Origin of the sequence: Xylanibacter ruminicola Ga6B6 (assembly GCF_000687715.1) — a bacterium.
Taxonomy (GTDB): Bacteria; Bacteroidota; Bacteroidia; order Bacteroidales; family Bacteroidaceae; genus Prevotella; species Prevotella ruminicola_B.
This window is the reverse complement of the sequence record NZ_JHXD01000004.1, coordinates 122869-138115: the sequence shown is the minus strand read 5'-3', so window position 1 is coordinate 138115 and position 15247 is coordinate 122869. Positions and strand designations below refer to the sequence as shown.

Below are 15247 nucleotides of genomic sequence, written 5' to 3'. Positions count from 1 at the left end.
TTAAGAGTTATGAAAACTAAAAGTATCAAATATATTCTTGCTGCGGGGCTCGTATGCTGTGGTCTTTCTACAACCATGACATCCTGCAATAACGTGCTCGACGAGCAGCCTCGCACGCAGTTCGACCCCACCTTCTTCAATACGAAGGCTGGTATCGAGGGAGGTCTTACCTCGCTTTATGCTCACCTGCGCTATTTCTATGGCAACGGTTATTATCTGAACAGTTTGGAAACTGGTACCGATGAATATACCTATGCACAGAGTGCTGATGGAAACTTTAAGGATGCCGACCTCTCGGGGGTGGGCTCGGTGACACCCAACAGCACAGTGGCTGGTGGCGCATGGGGCACACTGTTTGCCAATATCAATACCTGTAGTGGTATTATCGAGAACGGCGCTGCTGCCGGCATCGACGAGGCACTGCTGGCCGAGGCTTATTTCTTCCGTGCTTTCGACTATTTTATCCTGGTTCAGACCTATGGTGGTGTGCCCCTCGATCTGGGTGCCGGCGAACTGAAGTTTAATACTTCTACCATCCGTACCTCTGTACGCAATACTGTGCCTGAGGTTTATGCAGCTATCTTCGCCGACCTTGAGAAGGCTGTTAACGATCTGCCCGAGAACCCACGTCTCACAGGCACTGCTACCAAGAATCTGGCTCGCCTGTATCTCTCAAAGGCTTATCTCACCTATGGTTGGTGGTTGGAGAATCCTAACAACATTCCTACCTTCCCAGAGTGCAGCCGTGATGCCAGTCAGGCTAACAGCTACTTCCAGAAGGCTTACGACACAGCGATGGCTGCCATCAACAATCCTGGCCCATACGCGCTGCAGCCTACATTCTACGATGTAAACGTGGCTACCAACGACCGTAACTCTGAGATCATGCTCTATGCCGATCATGATGAGGACGAGAAGTTTGGTAACGGCGGTTCAGGCTACGGATGGGGTAGCGGTGGTTCTCCTGAGAACTTCGCTTACTGGATGGAGACCTGGAACTATACCGAGATGATTGCTAAAGCTGCTTCGGGTAACACTATCAACCCCATTCAGCGTGAGGCTGTTCAGGCACTCGGTCGTCCTTGGACTCGTATGGCTCCTATCGCCGACAACTTCATGGAAGGTGGTGTTTGGGAAGATGCTGTTAAGGCTATCGACTCTCGCTACGACGCAACTTTCACGCTGCGCTATCACACCAACTGGCATAAGACAGGCAATGCCGAGCCTTACGTGTTTGGTGCTAATGGTATGCAGGTAGGTCCCGATGAAGTTTACTTCAGCTGGGTTCCTGAGAGCGAGGATGCCAACATCAACTACACTGGTGCCGATGGTAAGCTCGGCTTCGGTGAGATGCCTGGACGTGCCGACTTCGTAGTGGCAGTCAATCACATCAGCCGTAAGAAGTACCCTATCAACTGGAAGATTGGTATCTATCGTACCGACAATGATGGTGGTCTGGGTTCAAAGGTTAACGGTGGTAGCCCACGTCCTTGGAATGTTGCCAAGTTCTCTGAGTTCTATCTCATCGGTGCCGAGGCAGCTGTGAAACTTGGCAAACAGACCGAGGCTAAGACACTGGTCAACGTGCTCCGTGCCCGTGCCGGTAAGCAGACTTTCAGTCAGAACGACAATGTAGCCGTATCTGTTGATAAGAGCGCTGAAATGGTAGCTGCTACACCCGCTGTTATTGATATCGACTTTATCCTCGACGAGCGTAGCCGTGAGTTCTGGGGCGAGGGATACCGTTGGTTCGATCTCGTTCGTACTCAGAAGTGGGCCGAGCGCGCCAGCACCTATCGCATCGCAGGAGCAGGTTATACCGACAAGGATTTGCAGACCGTTAAGCGTGATATTCCTGCAGGTTACTACATCCGTCCTATCCCACAAGGTCAGCTTGATGGCATGGAAATGAGCGAGGATGAGAAGTTGAATTACCAGAATCCCGCATACAGAAATTAGTAGATATTTGTGATAGTTGGTTAGTAAATAATTTGGCAGCGTGCATCCTGTCGTGAGATAGGATGCACTTTTTTCTTGATTAGAAACTTAAGTTTATGAAAAGAATCTATTTATTTTTCTTTTTTGTATGCGTATGCATGATATCTTCCGCCCAGCATGAGGCATTCACTATTGCCGATCATGGTGTGGTGTCGCCCATCATCATCGATGGTCGTGATTGGAAAGGCGTGGTTCGTGCTGCTTCCGATCTGGCCGACGACATCCGTAAGGTGACAGGCACTCCAGCCGAAGTCATCAAGTCTGGCAGCAACAGTCGCAAAGCCATCATCGTGGGCACCATTGGCAAGAGCCGTGCCATCAATGGGCTGATTGCCAAGCATAAAATCGACGTGAGTCAGGTTCGCGGCCAGTGGGAGTCATATCTGATTGATGTGGTGGATGGCAGTCTGGTGATAGCCGGTAGCGATAAGCGCGGCACAATCTATGGCATCTATGAAATCAGTCGCCAGATTGGTGTGTCGCCTTGGTATTGGTGGGCAGATGTGCCCGTGCAGCATCGCAGCAGTTTGATTTATCAGCAGGGCAGGGTAGTGCAGCCCTCGCCAAAGGTGAAGTACCGCGGCATTTTTATTAACGACGAGTGGCCATCGTTTGGCGAGTGGACCACCAATAAGTTTGGCGGTCAGAACTCCAAGGTATATACCCGCATGTTCGAGCTGTTACTGCGCTTGAAGGCCAACTATCTGTGGCCAGCCATGTGGAACTCGATGTTTAACGAAGACGATCCTCTGAACCCGTCCCTGGCCGACGAATACGGTATCGTGATGGGTACCTCGCACCATGAGCCGATGATGCGCGCCCACAAGGAATACACCTCGCGCAGAAAGGAAGTAGGCCCCTGGGACTATGCGGTCAACAAGCAGCGCCTGGATCAGTTTTTCCGTGATGGTATGGAGCGCAATAAAGCCTACGAAAACCTGGTAACCATTGGTATGCGTGGCGATGGCGACGTGGCTATGGGTAAGGGCGACGATGCCGATAATATTAAGACGCTGGGCAAGGTGATCGACGGTCAGCGACGAATTATCAAGGATATCTACGGCCGTCAGGATGCTGTGCCGCAGTTGTGGGCAATCTTCACCGAAGTGCAGCGTTACTATGATGCCGGATTCAACGTGCCCGATGATGTCACCCTGCTATTCTGCGACAACAACTGGGGCTACGTGCGCCGTACGGGTCCCGCAACCGAACGTCAGCGCAAAGGCGGCATGGGACTCTACTATCATATCGACATGAATGGTGGACCATGGAACGACCGCTGGGTAAACACCTCGCCCATCCCTAAGCTCCGCGAGCAGTTGAATCTGGCTTACCAGTCGGGATTAGATCGCATCTGGATCATCAACGTGGGCGATCTGAAACCCAAGGAACTGCCCATCGATTTCATCATGCACTATGCCTGGAATCCTGATGCTGTGCAGCCTGGCGACGAGCGTGGCTATGTGCACCAGTGGGCAGCCTCGATTTTTGGCGACGACCTGGCCGAGGAAGTCACCGATATCCTGGTGAAATATCCCAAGTATAACCTGTGGCGTAAGGCCGAGGTACAGGTGCCGGGCATCTTCAGTGCCGATCATTGGAACGAGGCAGAGCGTGTCACACTGATGTGGCGACAGTTGGCCGAGCAGGCCGAAGCCTTGCGCCTGCGTGTGCCTGCTGAGATGCAGGATGCTTACTATCAGCTGGTGTATTATCCGGCAGTGGCATCGGCAGGTGTGGCCGAGATTTATAACTGTGCCACCATGAACAGCTATTATGCCCAGCGAGGCGATATGAGGGCCAATGCCTATGCCGATCGCGCCAAACAATTGTATGAGAAAGATTCGCTGCTCACAGCCTATTATAATCATCAGTTGGCTGGTGGCAAATGGCAGGGCATGATGCAGGATAAGCACATGGGCTATCGCGAGTGGTTCATGCCTCAAAGCAACGAGTTGCCACACTTCACCTATGTGTCAGCCGATGATGCCCAGCCATCGGTAGTAACACCACCAACTGTTTCGGATGAGTATGCCATCGAAGCCATCCACTACAGTCGTATCACGGCTGCCGATGGAGTGACATGGAGATTGCTGCCCGATCTGGGCCGGAAAGAGGGCTGCATGGGTGCCAGCAAAGTAACGGCCGCCTCGGCACCAGTAGGAAGTGGCGCCCGGTTAGAATATGATATCGATGTCGATAAAACCGGTTTGCTGAAGGTGGCTATTGGCATTCTGCCCACACAGGATGTAAACCCCGAACGCGGTCTGCGCCTGGCAGTACAGTTGGACAACGATAGTATCCAGGTGCTGGATGCACGTCGCGGACTGGTTGACACCTTCCTGGAGTACACGCCCGATAATCTGGCACGCTCCTCGAAACTAAAGCCCCTGCCAGCACCAGGCACCATGGCTTTGAATGGTTATCGCAAGCTGCGCCGCAACGAAGTGTTTGATAATATCCGTTGGCTGGATGTTACGTTTAAAGTCGCCAGCAAGGGAAAACATATATTCAAGTTGATCATGGTTGATCCAGAGCTAGTGATAGAGCGTTTGATCGTGAATCCCGACGATTCGTGCTACAGCTATTTTGGCTCACCCGAAAAAAATCCTAACTAAACGTTAGGTTTGTTAGTTATTTAATGGAGAGAGTATTTTGCCGTGAGGTAAGATACTCTTTATTTTTGTTGTAAAAAGAGTGCTGTTTTTCCTTCATTTTATTATAGTTGTTTGTCTGTTTCAAGATAAAGTTGTAATTTTGCGGCAAAATTCATTGATTGTATGAAAAGAGTATTTCTCAGTATTGTCGCTTTGATGTGCATGACTATGGCACAGGCACAACCGCGAGCCTTTAAGGTTCGTAGTAATATACCAACCGACTCCATCCGTTTGAGCGATCCAGCCATCCTGGCCGATCAGAAAACAAAGATGTACTACATGACGGGTACTGGCGGTATGATGTGGCGTAGTGCAGATTTAAAACTGTGGGAGGGACCATTTCGCGTTACCGAGTTCGATGCCAACTCATGGATGGGTGCTCATCCTATGATATGGGCTGCCGAACTGCACCAGACAGGCGATGGCTATTATTACTATTTTGCTACGTTTACCAATCAGGATGTAAAGATTGATACCGTTCGTGGCAATGTTATCGAGCGCCGTGCCAGTCAGGTACTGCGTGCCGATAAGCCTATGGGACCATATCGTGCTTTTGGCGATGCCACCTATCTACCTGCCAATCGACCTACACTCGATGGCACGTTTTGGCGCGATACCGATGGCAAACCCTATATGGTGTTCTGTGGCGAGTGGCTGCAGAATTGGAACGGCACCATCGAGAAGATTGAATTGAAGCCTGACCTGAGTGGTACCATAGGTAATCCTAAGTTGTTGTTCCGTGCCAGCGATTCGCCCTGGAGTCGCGAAAAAGATGATAAGGGCAACATTACGTGGAATAAAGTAACCGATGGTCCATGGCTATTCCGCACCGGTACTGGTCGTCTTGGTATGTTATGGACCTCGTGGGTGTATGATGTCTATACCCAAGGTGTGGCCTATTCAGCCAGCGGCACCCTTGATGGTCCATGGATTCAGGAACCCGAGCCCATCACGCCTCCAACTTACGGTCACAGTATGCTGTTCCAGCGTTTCGATGGTCAGTGGATGATGTCGGTTCATAGTCATGCTAAAGATGCCCAAGGTCGCACCGTCCGCATTCCCCATTTCTTCGAAGTAGATCTCTCGGGCGACAAGCTCGTGGTAAAAAATCCAGATTGATATGTCACCAATATTTTCAATAGGCACAATAGTAATTGCGTTCTTATTGTTTTATATCTGCTATGTTATTCATTGCAGACAGAAAAAGAAAATAGTAACAGAGTCGTTTATCGATGATGATAGCTATATAGAGTCGATCCAGTATTTATCTGGTAAGGTAGGTATCTGGGGTTGGCAGCAGTACGATATCTTGTTGGCAGCTCAGCCGTATGTATGGGAAACCCTTATCCGTAGAACTTTCGGTACCCCCGATGCCATGAAACTAGCCAAACGCCAAAGATAAATAAACGACCACCACTCAAACAAGTGATGGTCGTTATGCTTATAAAACCTAGCGGCCGAGCCAATCACCACACATCGTGGATTTTTTCCTATTTTTTTGCCTTTATGCTTGTAAGTTTTAAAATAAAGTCGTAATTTTGCAGCAGATATGAGTCGAACTGAAATCATTCAGTCCATTATAGAAAACGACAAACGCGATGAAGACAAAAAACGAAATTTTACATCTGCTGAGTGTCTATAAGCCGACGGCAGAGAGCAAGTACGGACTGACGCGCATCGGTATCTTTGGTTCCGTAGCTCGTGGCGAACAGACCGACGATAGCGATGTTGATGTGTGCTATGAAGGCAAGGCTCCATCGCTGCTTACGCTCGACCTCATTCAGACAGAACTGGAGCGTATGCTGGGCAGTCGCGTCGATTTGGTCCGCATCCGTGATGGTATGAACAGTTTGCTCCGTGAGCGCATCAGAAAGGAGGCTGTCTATGTTTGATCACGAGATTGTGATGGATAGCCTGCGAAAAATCAGTAAGGCCATTGAAACAATTCTGGAGCGTTCAGCCGTGGTCAGCGACCCCAATGAACTTCTTAAATCGCCGGGAGGCATGATGCGCCTTGATGCCATCTGCATGAATTTGATTGCACTGGGCGAGGCAGTGAAGGGGCTTGACAAGCAGACGCACGGTGAGATGTTGTCCCGTTATCCAGAAATCTACTGGAGTGGCGTGATGCGGATGCGCGACAAAATAGCTCATCATTATTTTGAAGTTGACACCGACGTCGTGTTTCGCACTGTGCAGGAAGACGTGCCAAGGATGAAAAGTGTTATCGACAGGATGATTGCTGATGTAGAGGAAATAGACAATTTTTCCGGCAACAAATAGCCCTGAATAATAAATAGAAAACGCCCATCCCTCGATTGAGTGATGGTCGCTATGTTTATGAAACCAAGCGGCCGCTCCAGCTATGCTGGCTTGCTAACAGCGGGACGCAAGAAGGTCGAATTGCTCATCATCTCTGCATTACTGCAGCCATGCCACCGTTCCGCACATTATTCCCTAGAAACTAGACGCGTTTAAGGGCGAACTCTTAATAAAGAAGTAGGTGACTAAAAAACTAGTCCTATTTTAGGACATGTTTTTTCTTAAATAATGCTGAGTTTTAAAAAACTATTAGTATCTTTGCACGCAAAAATTACAATTAAACAAGTTACTATTTTAAAAATAAACCGAATTATGGATCAAATTCACAATCATTACTCAGAACCAGTTACGGTTCAGGGAGCAAATTATCAGAGTCACTACGTGCCCGCAGAAAAGCCCTATGCGGTCTATGCTTTCGTTTATGAAGGCCCGTTTACAACTATAGCGCAGTTGATTGGTACTATGCTAACAGGAAAAGTGAACGAGGAGGGTAAAATGTGTTTCGAGAGTAAAACTGTTTACCGTATGCCGAGTGAATATATGCTTGACTATGAGCATTGCTATATACCCGATGATATGGGTCCTATGGAAAGTGACCCTGAATTCTTAGGCTTTGTTGGTGACACAATCGGGAAGGACAAATTAGTCAAGATTGGATGGATGGATTTGTTCTGCTCTGATGGATATCTGACAATGAAGAGCATTATTAAAAGAATAATGATGACAGGATTAAAAGTTAACCTGGGTGATAACTGCAAGATGAAGGAAGTTGAAGGCGATATCCATTATTCTTATGGCGATAATGATAGCAAAAGTTATTATTTGGAGGTTAGAAAAGATATTGCTTTGAGAGTAAATATTTGGAATAGTTACGAAAAAAGGATATCTCCCAAAATTGTTTTAGGCGAAATATGGCGTCAGATTAATAGTTGGAAGGAAGTAGGTATTACATTTGAGAATATCAAGCTGAAAGACAGGTGTGCCGACTATCAGTCTCAGGTTGACGAACTAATAGAGTTGGCAAAGCTTTATGGCAAGTATATTGAAATTAAGGAAAATCGCGATCTTGTTGACATGCTATTGAGTTGCTTGGAAACGATAGGAAAAAGTCGTTGTTTTTACGACGACTTTGTGATGGCTATTAAGAAAGCTAGATGGGAAAGCTATAGTGGTTCCGATAAAGATCTGCAATTGGCTATTGATTTAGGCTATGTTTCTCGCGATGGCAATATCATCCAGTTCTCGCCTGATTTCGAATGCATGGCAAAATGGGAATGGAAATGGTTGCACGATGAAGATAAAAAATAACAAGAAAGCAGGGCAGTTAACTGCCCTGCTTCTTTATTATTCATTATTCCCTAAGAACGAGATGCGCTTTAGGGGGAGCATGTTTTTATCTTCGTCGCTCATTTTGTTAGTTGCTGATAGAGTTTGAAGAGGGCGGCGACGCACTGGCTTTCGGTCATGGTTTTGATGGGGAAACCATAGGCGGTCATAACGGCGCGGTCGTTCTCTTGGTGGGCTTTGCGTAGTTCTACGGGCATGGTTAGTTCGTCGTAGAGGTCGGCTAATGATGAGTCGGGGTAAAGGACTCTTGCATCTAAAATGGCTTGAGCTGTTTGCTCTATCTTTGCCTTTTGTTCGTCTGTTGGAGTAGGCCAGGGGAAGTTGTTGTAGACAATGTTTGCTGAATAACGATAGTCGCTTTTTAGACGGCCACAGATAACGCGCATCCATGCCATATGAACATTAGAAGTTAGTATACCGAAATGGTATAGAGTCGCATCTGGAACGAACTGTACCGCATTATTCGGGATGACACTCTTATCAACATAACCGATAGGGATATACCTTCGTTGTTCAGATGAAGTAGCAGGTATCAGTAAATAATTACTCTTAGGTTCTTTCACTTCCATAAATAATGTAGGTGTATCTGCACAACGACGAGTAGCCTCTTTTACACTTGCCAGACGGAACTCCTTCACCTTTTCAACTCTTGATATTGTTTCTGGCGCATGTTTCAAGTCAGTAGGATTCGCCCCAACTAACCAAATACAATATCTGTTTTTTTTGTTGATAAAATCATCTCCACTGGTGAAGGGTCTTATGTACTTCGCCATATGTGGCTCTTTGGTTAGAAGAGCGTTCTTTTCATCAGGAGATAGGATTAAGAATCCACCCTCTACCGGTTTGCCGCCACTACTCATCTGCGGAACATTGCACATGGGTTTAGTTTTACTTTCCAAATACACATCAGGTGCATCAATCAGATAAGCATTGATGTTATCAGCAATCTTTTGCTTATCGTTATCGTAGATTACCTTAGGAACATTTACATTGCTAAAGCCTACTATTACACAGTGCACGTGAGCTTTCAGTGAAGCCTCGCTGTCCCAACGGAATGTGCGATGAGCAAAATCGATGTGAACGCCAAACATTTCTTTAAGTGGCTTCCAAATAGCAGCCACCTGCTCGCCTTGTGTAATACTGTTAGTTGATACCAGGGCAGCACGTATATTAGTGTGCTGCATCAGTTGGGCTGCTTTGTAATACCAACCTGCTACATAGTCGATCTTGCCAGCAGTCTTAAACGGTTTGCCATCAACGTCAACAAATACACTAAGAATATCGTCTTTCTGCTCTTTACTTTGCAGCGAATATCCCACAAACGGGGGGTTGCCTATTATATAAGTAAGGTGGGATTTGGGTACTACGGTTTCCCAATCGGTGCGGAGGGCGTTGCCTTCGTGGATATTTGAATAGCTTTTTAATGGCAGGAAATTATCCTCAAATGTTACTATTTTCTCTGTTTCAGCCATCATCTGAGCCTCGCTGATCCATAAAGCTGTTGTGGCTACGGTTACAGCAAAGTCGTTAATCTCGATACCAAAAAATTGGTGGATGCTCACTTTGATGGGGTTCATAAATGCACCTATCATGGTTTGGTCGTGGTATTTAGAACGGATAGCCTCGTTCTCTAATCGGCGCAAACTCAGGTAGGTTTCGGTCAGGAAGTTACCTGAGCCGCAGGCTGGATCCAGGAAGGTGAGCGATGCTAACTTTTCTTGATAAGCATCGAGTTTACGAGCACGTTGCTTTTCAACCTTCTCATCCAATATCTCGTCGAGTTCTGTTCGCAGATCGTTCAGGAACAGCGGATCGATAACCTTATGGATGTTCTCTATCGAGGTATAGTGCATACCACCACTGCGACGCGTTTCTGGATTTAGCGTACTCTCGAAAACGGCACCAAATATAGTGGGGGAGATTTCGCTCCAGTCGAAATCCAAGCTGGCATTCTGTAGCAATGTTTGTTTCAGCTCTTCGGTAAACTGTGGTATCTCGATAGGTTCGGCAAACAGTCCGCCATTGGTGTAAGGGAATGCTGCCAGTTCTGCCTGCAGGTATTTGCTGCGTTGCTCTTTAGGGGTATTTAGAACCTCGAACAAATCGCGCAGTGCACGGCGAAGGTCCTTGGCCTCGTAAGTTACCAGAAAATCGTGGAATTGGTCGTGACTGAAAATGCCTGCATCCTCGGCATACAAGCAGAATACGATGCGAACGCAAAGGATGTTCAGCCAGCGCAGGGCTTCGGGCGAATTGTCGTCATACTGTTTGAGCAGTGCCTCGTAGATGCGGCCCACTATTTCGCCGGCCTGCATTGATACTTCCATCTCCTTGCGCAGGTGCTCATTCTTGGCATCTACCAAAAACTGCAGACGGTAATACTCTTTGCCCAGATTTTCGAGCAGTATCTGCTCGGGCTCGCCATTGGGCTGCTCCATATCGTAAACCAGAAACTCTGAGAAGTTGCAGGTGACAATCCATCGGGGATGTTCGGATACAGGCAGACTCACCACATAGCGGCGTGCCTGCTGGAATGGGTTAAGCAGCGAACCATCGCTTTGGTGGATGCCTTTACGCAGATCCTTACCCAGCGATTTCTGCTCGATGAGTACCTTGGTGGATGGTATGCGTCCATCGATAAAGTTTGAGCTGTCCACCATCCGATGGTCTTCGAAAGTGATAAAACCATTGGTAGGTGTATCGATTCCATACACGTTGCTCAGGAGGTCAATCCAGAATGGCTGCGATTCACCCCGTTCGTATCCTCTGCCTTTCCACCGCTCAGCAAAGGCTGCAGCGGCGGCTGACTGTTGTTTGTCGGTCATAGTTGCTATCATTCGGTTTATAGCACTGCCGACTTATCGGGATTTAAACGGGCTAAACTAATGGGGCCTCAAGACATAGAAAAAGCGTGAACCGCCTTATCTACATCTTGAGGCCCTAGGAAAGCCCGCGTAACCAGATAAGTCATGTCCACGCCATACGACGCAGACATCAGTGACTAATCATCGGTTACGCAATCAGTGAAATTTCCTAGGTTTCAAGATGTACCGAATAATCAGCTAATGCTGTTATTTTATTTACCCATATGTCACACCAACCTTCCTCTGAAGTTTTATGCTGGTGATCGAGTGCAAAGGTACGAATAAGTGCTGAAATAAGCAAGCTTTTGGGGCGAAAAATAAAAAGTGTTACATGAAAATGCTGGTTTTGTGCCTTACGCGTGAAAAAAATCTAAGATTTTTTTGCGGATATAAAAGGTAACCTGTAACTTTGTAGGAAAATTATCGAATTATGCAATTAATTCAAGTTATAAACCGCCAACCAGGCTCTATTTGCTGGGCTGCATTCTTAAAACTTGCAGCCCTCCTAGCCAAACCACCCACTATGATGTAGTTACTTATTTGCGACCAATTACGCATACGCCGGCCTTTAGTGGCGGGTATGTAATTATCAACTAAAAACAAATTAATTATGAAGAAATTGATAAAAAAGGAGCAATCCTTTTTAGGGCTGTTCTATGCCCCAATTTGCTGGGGCGATTTAAGGCCAATCCTTGAGATTTGGCGTACACACCTAAAAGAACCTAACCGTACACGCAAGTTTATGGACTGGGATAATCTTGAATTTGTTTTTGATGACAAATTCAAAAAGCAAAATCTATATTACGACTTGGCACGTATGATTGCTTATGGCTGGTTTAAGGACCGTAAAATCGATCGTATAAGCGTTTATCTGGCTAAACATACTAACCTGGATGATAATGAGAATATGTTTAGACGAAAAGAGAACATACGTCATGGTATTTATGGGCAAATTAATCAATTTAGAAAAGAAAGAAATCTAACTAAGAAAGATGAAAGTTTCATTATTACAACACAGCAAGGATTCACAACCGCAATGCGTATCGCTTGAACAGGTAGTAGAGTTAATTCGTACTGGTAGTCTGGTAATGCCGGTATGCTCGGTATCGGCTATTTTAGAGGGTGGCTACCGACCGAAGGATATTACGAGTTTTACGGGGCTATCGGTGGTTAGCTATCATGGTACTGATGGCAATAGTGTGGCGGAGCTCCGTGAGGAGGCACGAGCCGACCCGCACACGCTATTGCTGTTTGGTACCACAAATGTGCTACACATCGTGTTCAGTTACGAGCTTGATAAAACTTACGAGTTACGACAACAAAAGCTGTTTTATGCCAAGGCGTACGACTTTGGATGTGATTATTACGACCAGCTGATGGGTCAGAACTCCAACCGTATGGGTAAGGGGCGTATGGTGCAGCTGGTTCACGATGCCGAGGTGTATTATCAAACCTATGCCGAGCCGTTTTATGTGTGGGAGATAAAAGAGGCTAATGCGGCAAAAATCGAGGGGCGCAAACCGCGTGGCCAACCCAAGGAACGTAAACCTAACTGGAAAGAATTATATGCCAGTGTGCAGGAAATACGCGTGTTTCTGGATAACCACGTGATGCTGCGGCGTAATGTGATTATATCGCGTGTGGAGTTCCGTAAGCCTGATAGCTACATGGATTGGCGTCCTATCGACGACCGTGTAGTAAACTCGCTATGGGCCCAAATGTCGGACGATAAACCTGTGCGTGTGCAGGATATATATCGTGTGATTGAATCGGACTATGTGCCTGATTTTAATCCGTTTACCAGCTATCTCGAAAATTTACCGCCATGGGATGGGGGTAACAATATTCTGGTGCTGTCGCTGAGCGTGATGGTAAAGGGAGGTGAAGAGCAGCGTAAGCTGTTTTATGAATACCTGCGAAAGTGGCTGGTGGGCATGGTGGCTGGTTGGGTTGACCCTAACGAGGTGAACCACGAGATACTTGTGCTGATAGGCGATCAGGGTATTTACAAAACAACCTGGTTTCAATATCTGCTTCCACCAGAACTGCGTAATTATTTTTACACCAAGACGAATGCCAACCGTATGTCGAGAGATGACCTTTTGACATTGGCACAGTATGGTCTGGTGTGTTACGAGGAGCTTGACACCATGCGCCCAGCTGAGCTGAACCAGCTGAAAGCTGCTGTTACCATGCAGAGCATCGACGAGCGTGCTGCCTATGCCCATTATCACGAGCATCGCAAGCATATTGCCTCGTTTTGTGCTACGGGCAATAATGTACAGTTCTTAACGGATAATACCGGTAACCGTCGCTGGATGCCTTTCGAAGTGGAGGCCATCAATAATCCTCGTAACAATCCTATCGACTACGAGGGTGTATTTGCCGAGGCTTATGCTCTGTATAAGCAGGGCTTCTGTCACTGGGTGAAGTCGAACGAGATGGATCAGCTCTCGGAGCACAACGAAGCGTTTGAGAGTGCGATGCCTGAGCTTGAAATGATTGAGGAAAATTTCCGACTCCCCAAACCCGGCGATGCAGTTGAGTTTGTGACTCGTACCATCATTTTCCAGACTATCAGTTGGAACCCTACGCTTAAACTCAAGATAGAGAATATCGGTCCGGCTATGGCTAAATTGGGCTTTGAGCGCACACAGCATAACAGGAAGCGTGGCTACTGGGTGTACCGCTATAACGACATGGAAAAGAAGTATAATAAAAGCAATCGTATGGGTACTGCTGTTGAAGGCGAAGCACCGAAGCAGTGATATTTTAAACTTTCCTCGCGTACGTGCAGGAACTTTAAAATCGAAAAAATACTTCCTGCACGTACGCAGGAGAAAAATTAAAAATTGAATTGATTATGTTAGAAGTAAAAGACTATTCTAAGCAGGAACTGGCGGATGCGCTTTATGCTGGTAACATTAAACCTGAGAGCCGATTGCACAAGCTGTGGCGTGAAGTTAACGGGTGCCCCGACTTGTTGCGCGATCTGCAACGGCTGCACTACCATTCGGGCGATTCGGGCTTCACCGCCCAGATGGTGGAGCGCATCAAGTACTGGCTGTGTATTGACTAACGGGGTGGGGGCGATGCATCATAAAAGAGTTATTCAAACGTTCCATTCTCGTATTCTTGCTGGAATTGTGTACACGTCTTGCCTGTGGCTTTCTTGAAGAACCGCATCAGATGTGAAGGCTCTGAGAAGTGGAAGTCGTAGGCAATCTCGCTGACCGTCTTGTGGCTGAACAACAGTCCGTTCTTGATTTCGGCCAGCAGGCGTTGCTTCAGCAGGACGGTGGCTGGAACACCATATTGCGCCATGACGCTCTGGTTAAGCGTCACCCGGCTGACGTGCATCAGGTCGGCATATTCCTGCACACGCTGCAGGTCGCGGATGTGCTGCTCCATCAGCTCCACAAACAGGAAAGCGTAGTGGTTCTTCGGCAGTTCAAAGGGCAGACTATATGTCTCGGTATAGCGTCGGTTCAAGACGGCCAGCAGATAGTAGAGCACGGTGACGATGATATGGTAGCTGTCGGCTACAGGCTGGCGCAGTTCGCTGCGGATTTTCTTCAGCAGCCGTTCGTATTCCGCCAGTTCGTCGGCTGTTGCCATGAAGTATGGTGGCGTGTCGGTCTGCTGGCAGTACTGCAGGCGATAGACAAAGAACTTGTCGGCAATAAACGTACGCATGAAGTCGTTGCGGAAGATAAGGAAATCGTAGTCGAGGGCATCTTCGTCAATGTGCCATTCCTGCTGCTGGTGGGGCTTCAGGATGAGCACCATGCCATCGCGCAGTTCTATCTTCTGGTAGCCCAGCAACAGATAGCCATTGGCCTTACGGAAGAAGAACATCTCGAAAAAATCGGTCTTGAACACGGGGTATTCCGTCAGCACGCCCCTCCGCTCACTGCCATGGGCGGTGTTGATAAAGAAATCTACACCACATTCCGTCTTGCTGAAAGGCACCTCTACGAGCCTGTATGTTGTTTTTGCCATACCTCTTTATATGATTTCGGCTGCGAAGGTACGAAAAAAGCGTGATTTATCAAAATG

At 47.4% G+C, this 15247-nt stretch carries 12 protein-coding genes; 10 read left to right on the top strand and 2 right to left on the bottom strand.

Annotated features, from left to right (window positions below; all coding sequences use genetic code 11):
* Window positions 1-9: 9 nt before the first annotated feature.
* The 7 genes from T500_RS0104545 (at window position 10) to T500_RS0104515 (ending at window position 8285) form a co-directional block, all read left to right on the top strand.
* Window positions 10-1959 carry a RagB/SusD family nutrient uptake outer membrane protein gene (locus T500_RS0104545; protein WP_028907123.1) on the top strand — a complete coding sequence of 650 codons (1950 nt, stop codon included), beginning with the start codon at window positions 10-12 and terminating at the stop codon, window positions 1957-1959.
* Between the two features lie 95 nt (window positions 1960-2054).
* The gene (locus tag T500_RS15165; protein ID WP_230580841.1) at window positions 2055-4616 is read left to right on the top strand and encodes a glycosyl hydrolase 115 family protein; all 2562 of its coding nucleotides are present in this window, start codon (window positions 2055-2057) and stop codon (window positions 4614-4616) included.
* Between the two features lie 201 nt (window positions 4617-4817).
* Window positions 4818-5774 carry a glycoside hydrolase family 43 protein gene (locus T500_RS0104535; protein ID WP_410543873.1) on the top strand — a complete coding sequence of 319 codons (957 nt, stop codon included), beginning with the start codon at window positions 4818-4820 and terminating at the stop codon, window positions 5772-5774.
* Window position 5775: 1 nt separating this feature from the next.
* Complete coding sequence (locus T500_RS0104530; RefSeq protein WP_155267431.1) at window positions 5776-6057, top strand: hypothetical protein; 282 nt, start codon at window positions 5776-5778, stop codon at window positions 6055-6057.
* A 196-nt stretch (window positions 6058-6253) separates the two neighbouring features.
* Complete coding sequence (locus tag T500_RS0104525; RefSeq protein ID WP_028907120.1) at window positions 6254-6547, top strand: nucleotidyltransferase family protein; 294 nt, start codon at window positions 6254-6256, stop codon at window positions 6545-6547.
* Window positions 6540-6938 (top strand): DUF86 domain-containing protein, encoded by a 399-nt coding sequence (locus T500_RS0104520; protein ID WP_028907119.1) that lies wholly within the window; start codon window positions 6540-6542, stop codon window positions 6936-6938. Before T500_RS0104525 ends, T500_RS0104520 begins: the two co-directional genes overlap by 8 nt.
* A gap of 267 nt (window positions 6939-7205) precedes the next feature.
* A complete protein-coding gene (locus T500_RS0104515) occupies window positions 7206-8285 on the top strand; it encodes a hypothetical protein (protein ID WP_028907118.1) in 1080 nt (359 codons plus the stop codon).
* 98 nt (window positions 8286-8383) lie between these two features.
* Here T500_RS0104515 and T500_RS0104510 read toward each other — a convergent pair whose 3' ends face one another.
* Window positions 8384-11149 (bottom strand): DNA methyltransferase, encoded by a 2766-nt coding sequence (locus T500_RS0104510; protein ID WP_028907117.1) that lies wholly within the window; start codon window positions 11147-11149, stop codon window positions 8384-8386.
* Between the two features lie 649 nt (window positions 11150-11798).
* On the opposite strand from T500_RS0104510, the gene T500_RS0104505 reads away from it, so the two are divergent.
* From T500_RS0104505 to T500_RS0104495, 3 genes are all read left to right on the top strand, one after another.
* Window positions 11799-12239 (top strand): hypothetical protein, encoded by a 441-nt coding sequence (locus T500_RS0104505; RefSeq protein WP_028907116.1) that lies wholly within the window; start codon window positions 11799-11801, stop codon window positions 12237-12239.
* On the top strand, window positions 12181-13956 hold the full coding sequence (locus T500_RS15160) for a VapE domain-containing protein (protein ID WP_080694791.1): 1776 nt from the start codon (window positions 12181-12183) through the stop codon (window positions 13954-13956). Before T500_RS0104505 ends, T500_RS15160 begins: the two co-directional genes overlap by 59 nt.
* A 95-nt stretch (window positions 13957-14051) precedes the next feature.
* Entirely contained in the window at window positions 14052-14267 is a 216-nt protein-coding gene (locus tag T500_RS0104495; protein WP_028907115.1) for a DUF4248 domain-containing protein, read from the top strand.
* A 29-nt stretch (window positions 14268-14296) separates the two neighbouring features.
* Here the strand turns inward: T500_RS0104495 and T500_RS0104490 are convergent, their stop codons facing one another.
* Complete coding sequence (locus T500_RS0104490; RefSeq protein ID WP_028907114.1) at window positions 14297-15190, bottom strand: helix-turn-helix domain-containing protein; 894 nt, start codon at window positions 15188-15190, stop codon at window positions 14297-14299.
* Window positions 15191-15247 lie beyond the last annotated feature (57 nt).

Coding starts and splice junctions, on each gene's coding strand:
- T500_RS0104490 (WP_028907114.1), bottom strand. CDS start 15,190: ATGGCAAAAACAACATACAGGCTCGTAGAGGTGCCTTTCAGCAAGACG.
- T500_RS0104545 (WP_028907123.1), top strand. CDS start 10: ATGAAAACTAAAAGTATCAAATATATTCTTGCTGCGGGGCTCGTATGC.
- T500_RS0104530 (WP_155267431.1), top strand. CDS start 5,776: ATGTCACCAATATTTTCAATAGGCACAATAGTAATTGCGTTCTTATTG.
- T500_RS0104495 (WP_028907115.1), top strand. CDS start 14,052: ATGTTAGAAGTAAAAGACTATTCTAAGCAGGAACTGGCGGATGCGCTT.
- T500_RS15160 (WP_080694791.1), top strand. CDS start 12,181: ATGAAAGTTTCATTATTACAACACAGCAAGGATTCACAACCGCAATGC.
- T500_RS0104535 (WP_410543873.1), top strand. CDS start 4,818: ATGACTATGGCACAGGCACAACCGCGAGCCTTTAAGGTTCGTAGTAAT.
- T500_RS0104525 (WP_028907120.1), top strand. CDS start 6,254: ATGAAGACAAAAAACGAAATTTTACATCTGCTGAGTGTCTATAAGCCG.
- T500_RS0104510 (WP_028907117.1), bottom strand. CDS start 11,149: ATGACCGACAAACAACAGTCAGCCGCCGCTGCAGCCTTTGCTGAGCGG.
- T500_RS0104520 (WP_028907119.1), top strand. CDS start 6,540: ATGTTTGATCACGAGATTGTGATGGATAGCCTGCGAAAAATCAGTAAG.
- T500_RS0104505 (WP_028907116.1), top strand. CDS start 11,799: ATGAAGAAATTGATAAAAAAGGAGCAATCCTTTTTAGGGCTGTTCTAT.
- T500_RS0104515 (WP_028907118.1), top strand. CDS start 7,206: ATGCTGAGTTTTAAAAAACTATTAGTATCTTTGCACGCAAAAATTACA.
- T500_RS15165 (WP_230580841.1), top strand. CDS start 2,055: ATGAAAAGAATCTATTTATTTTTCTTTTTTGTATGCGTATGCATGATA.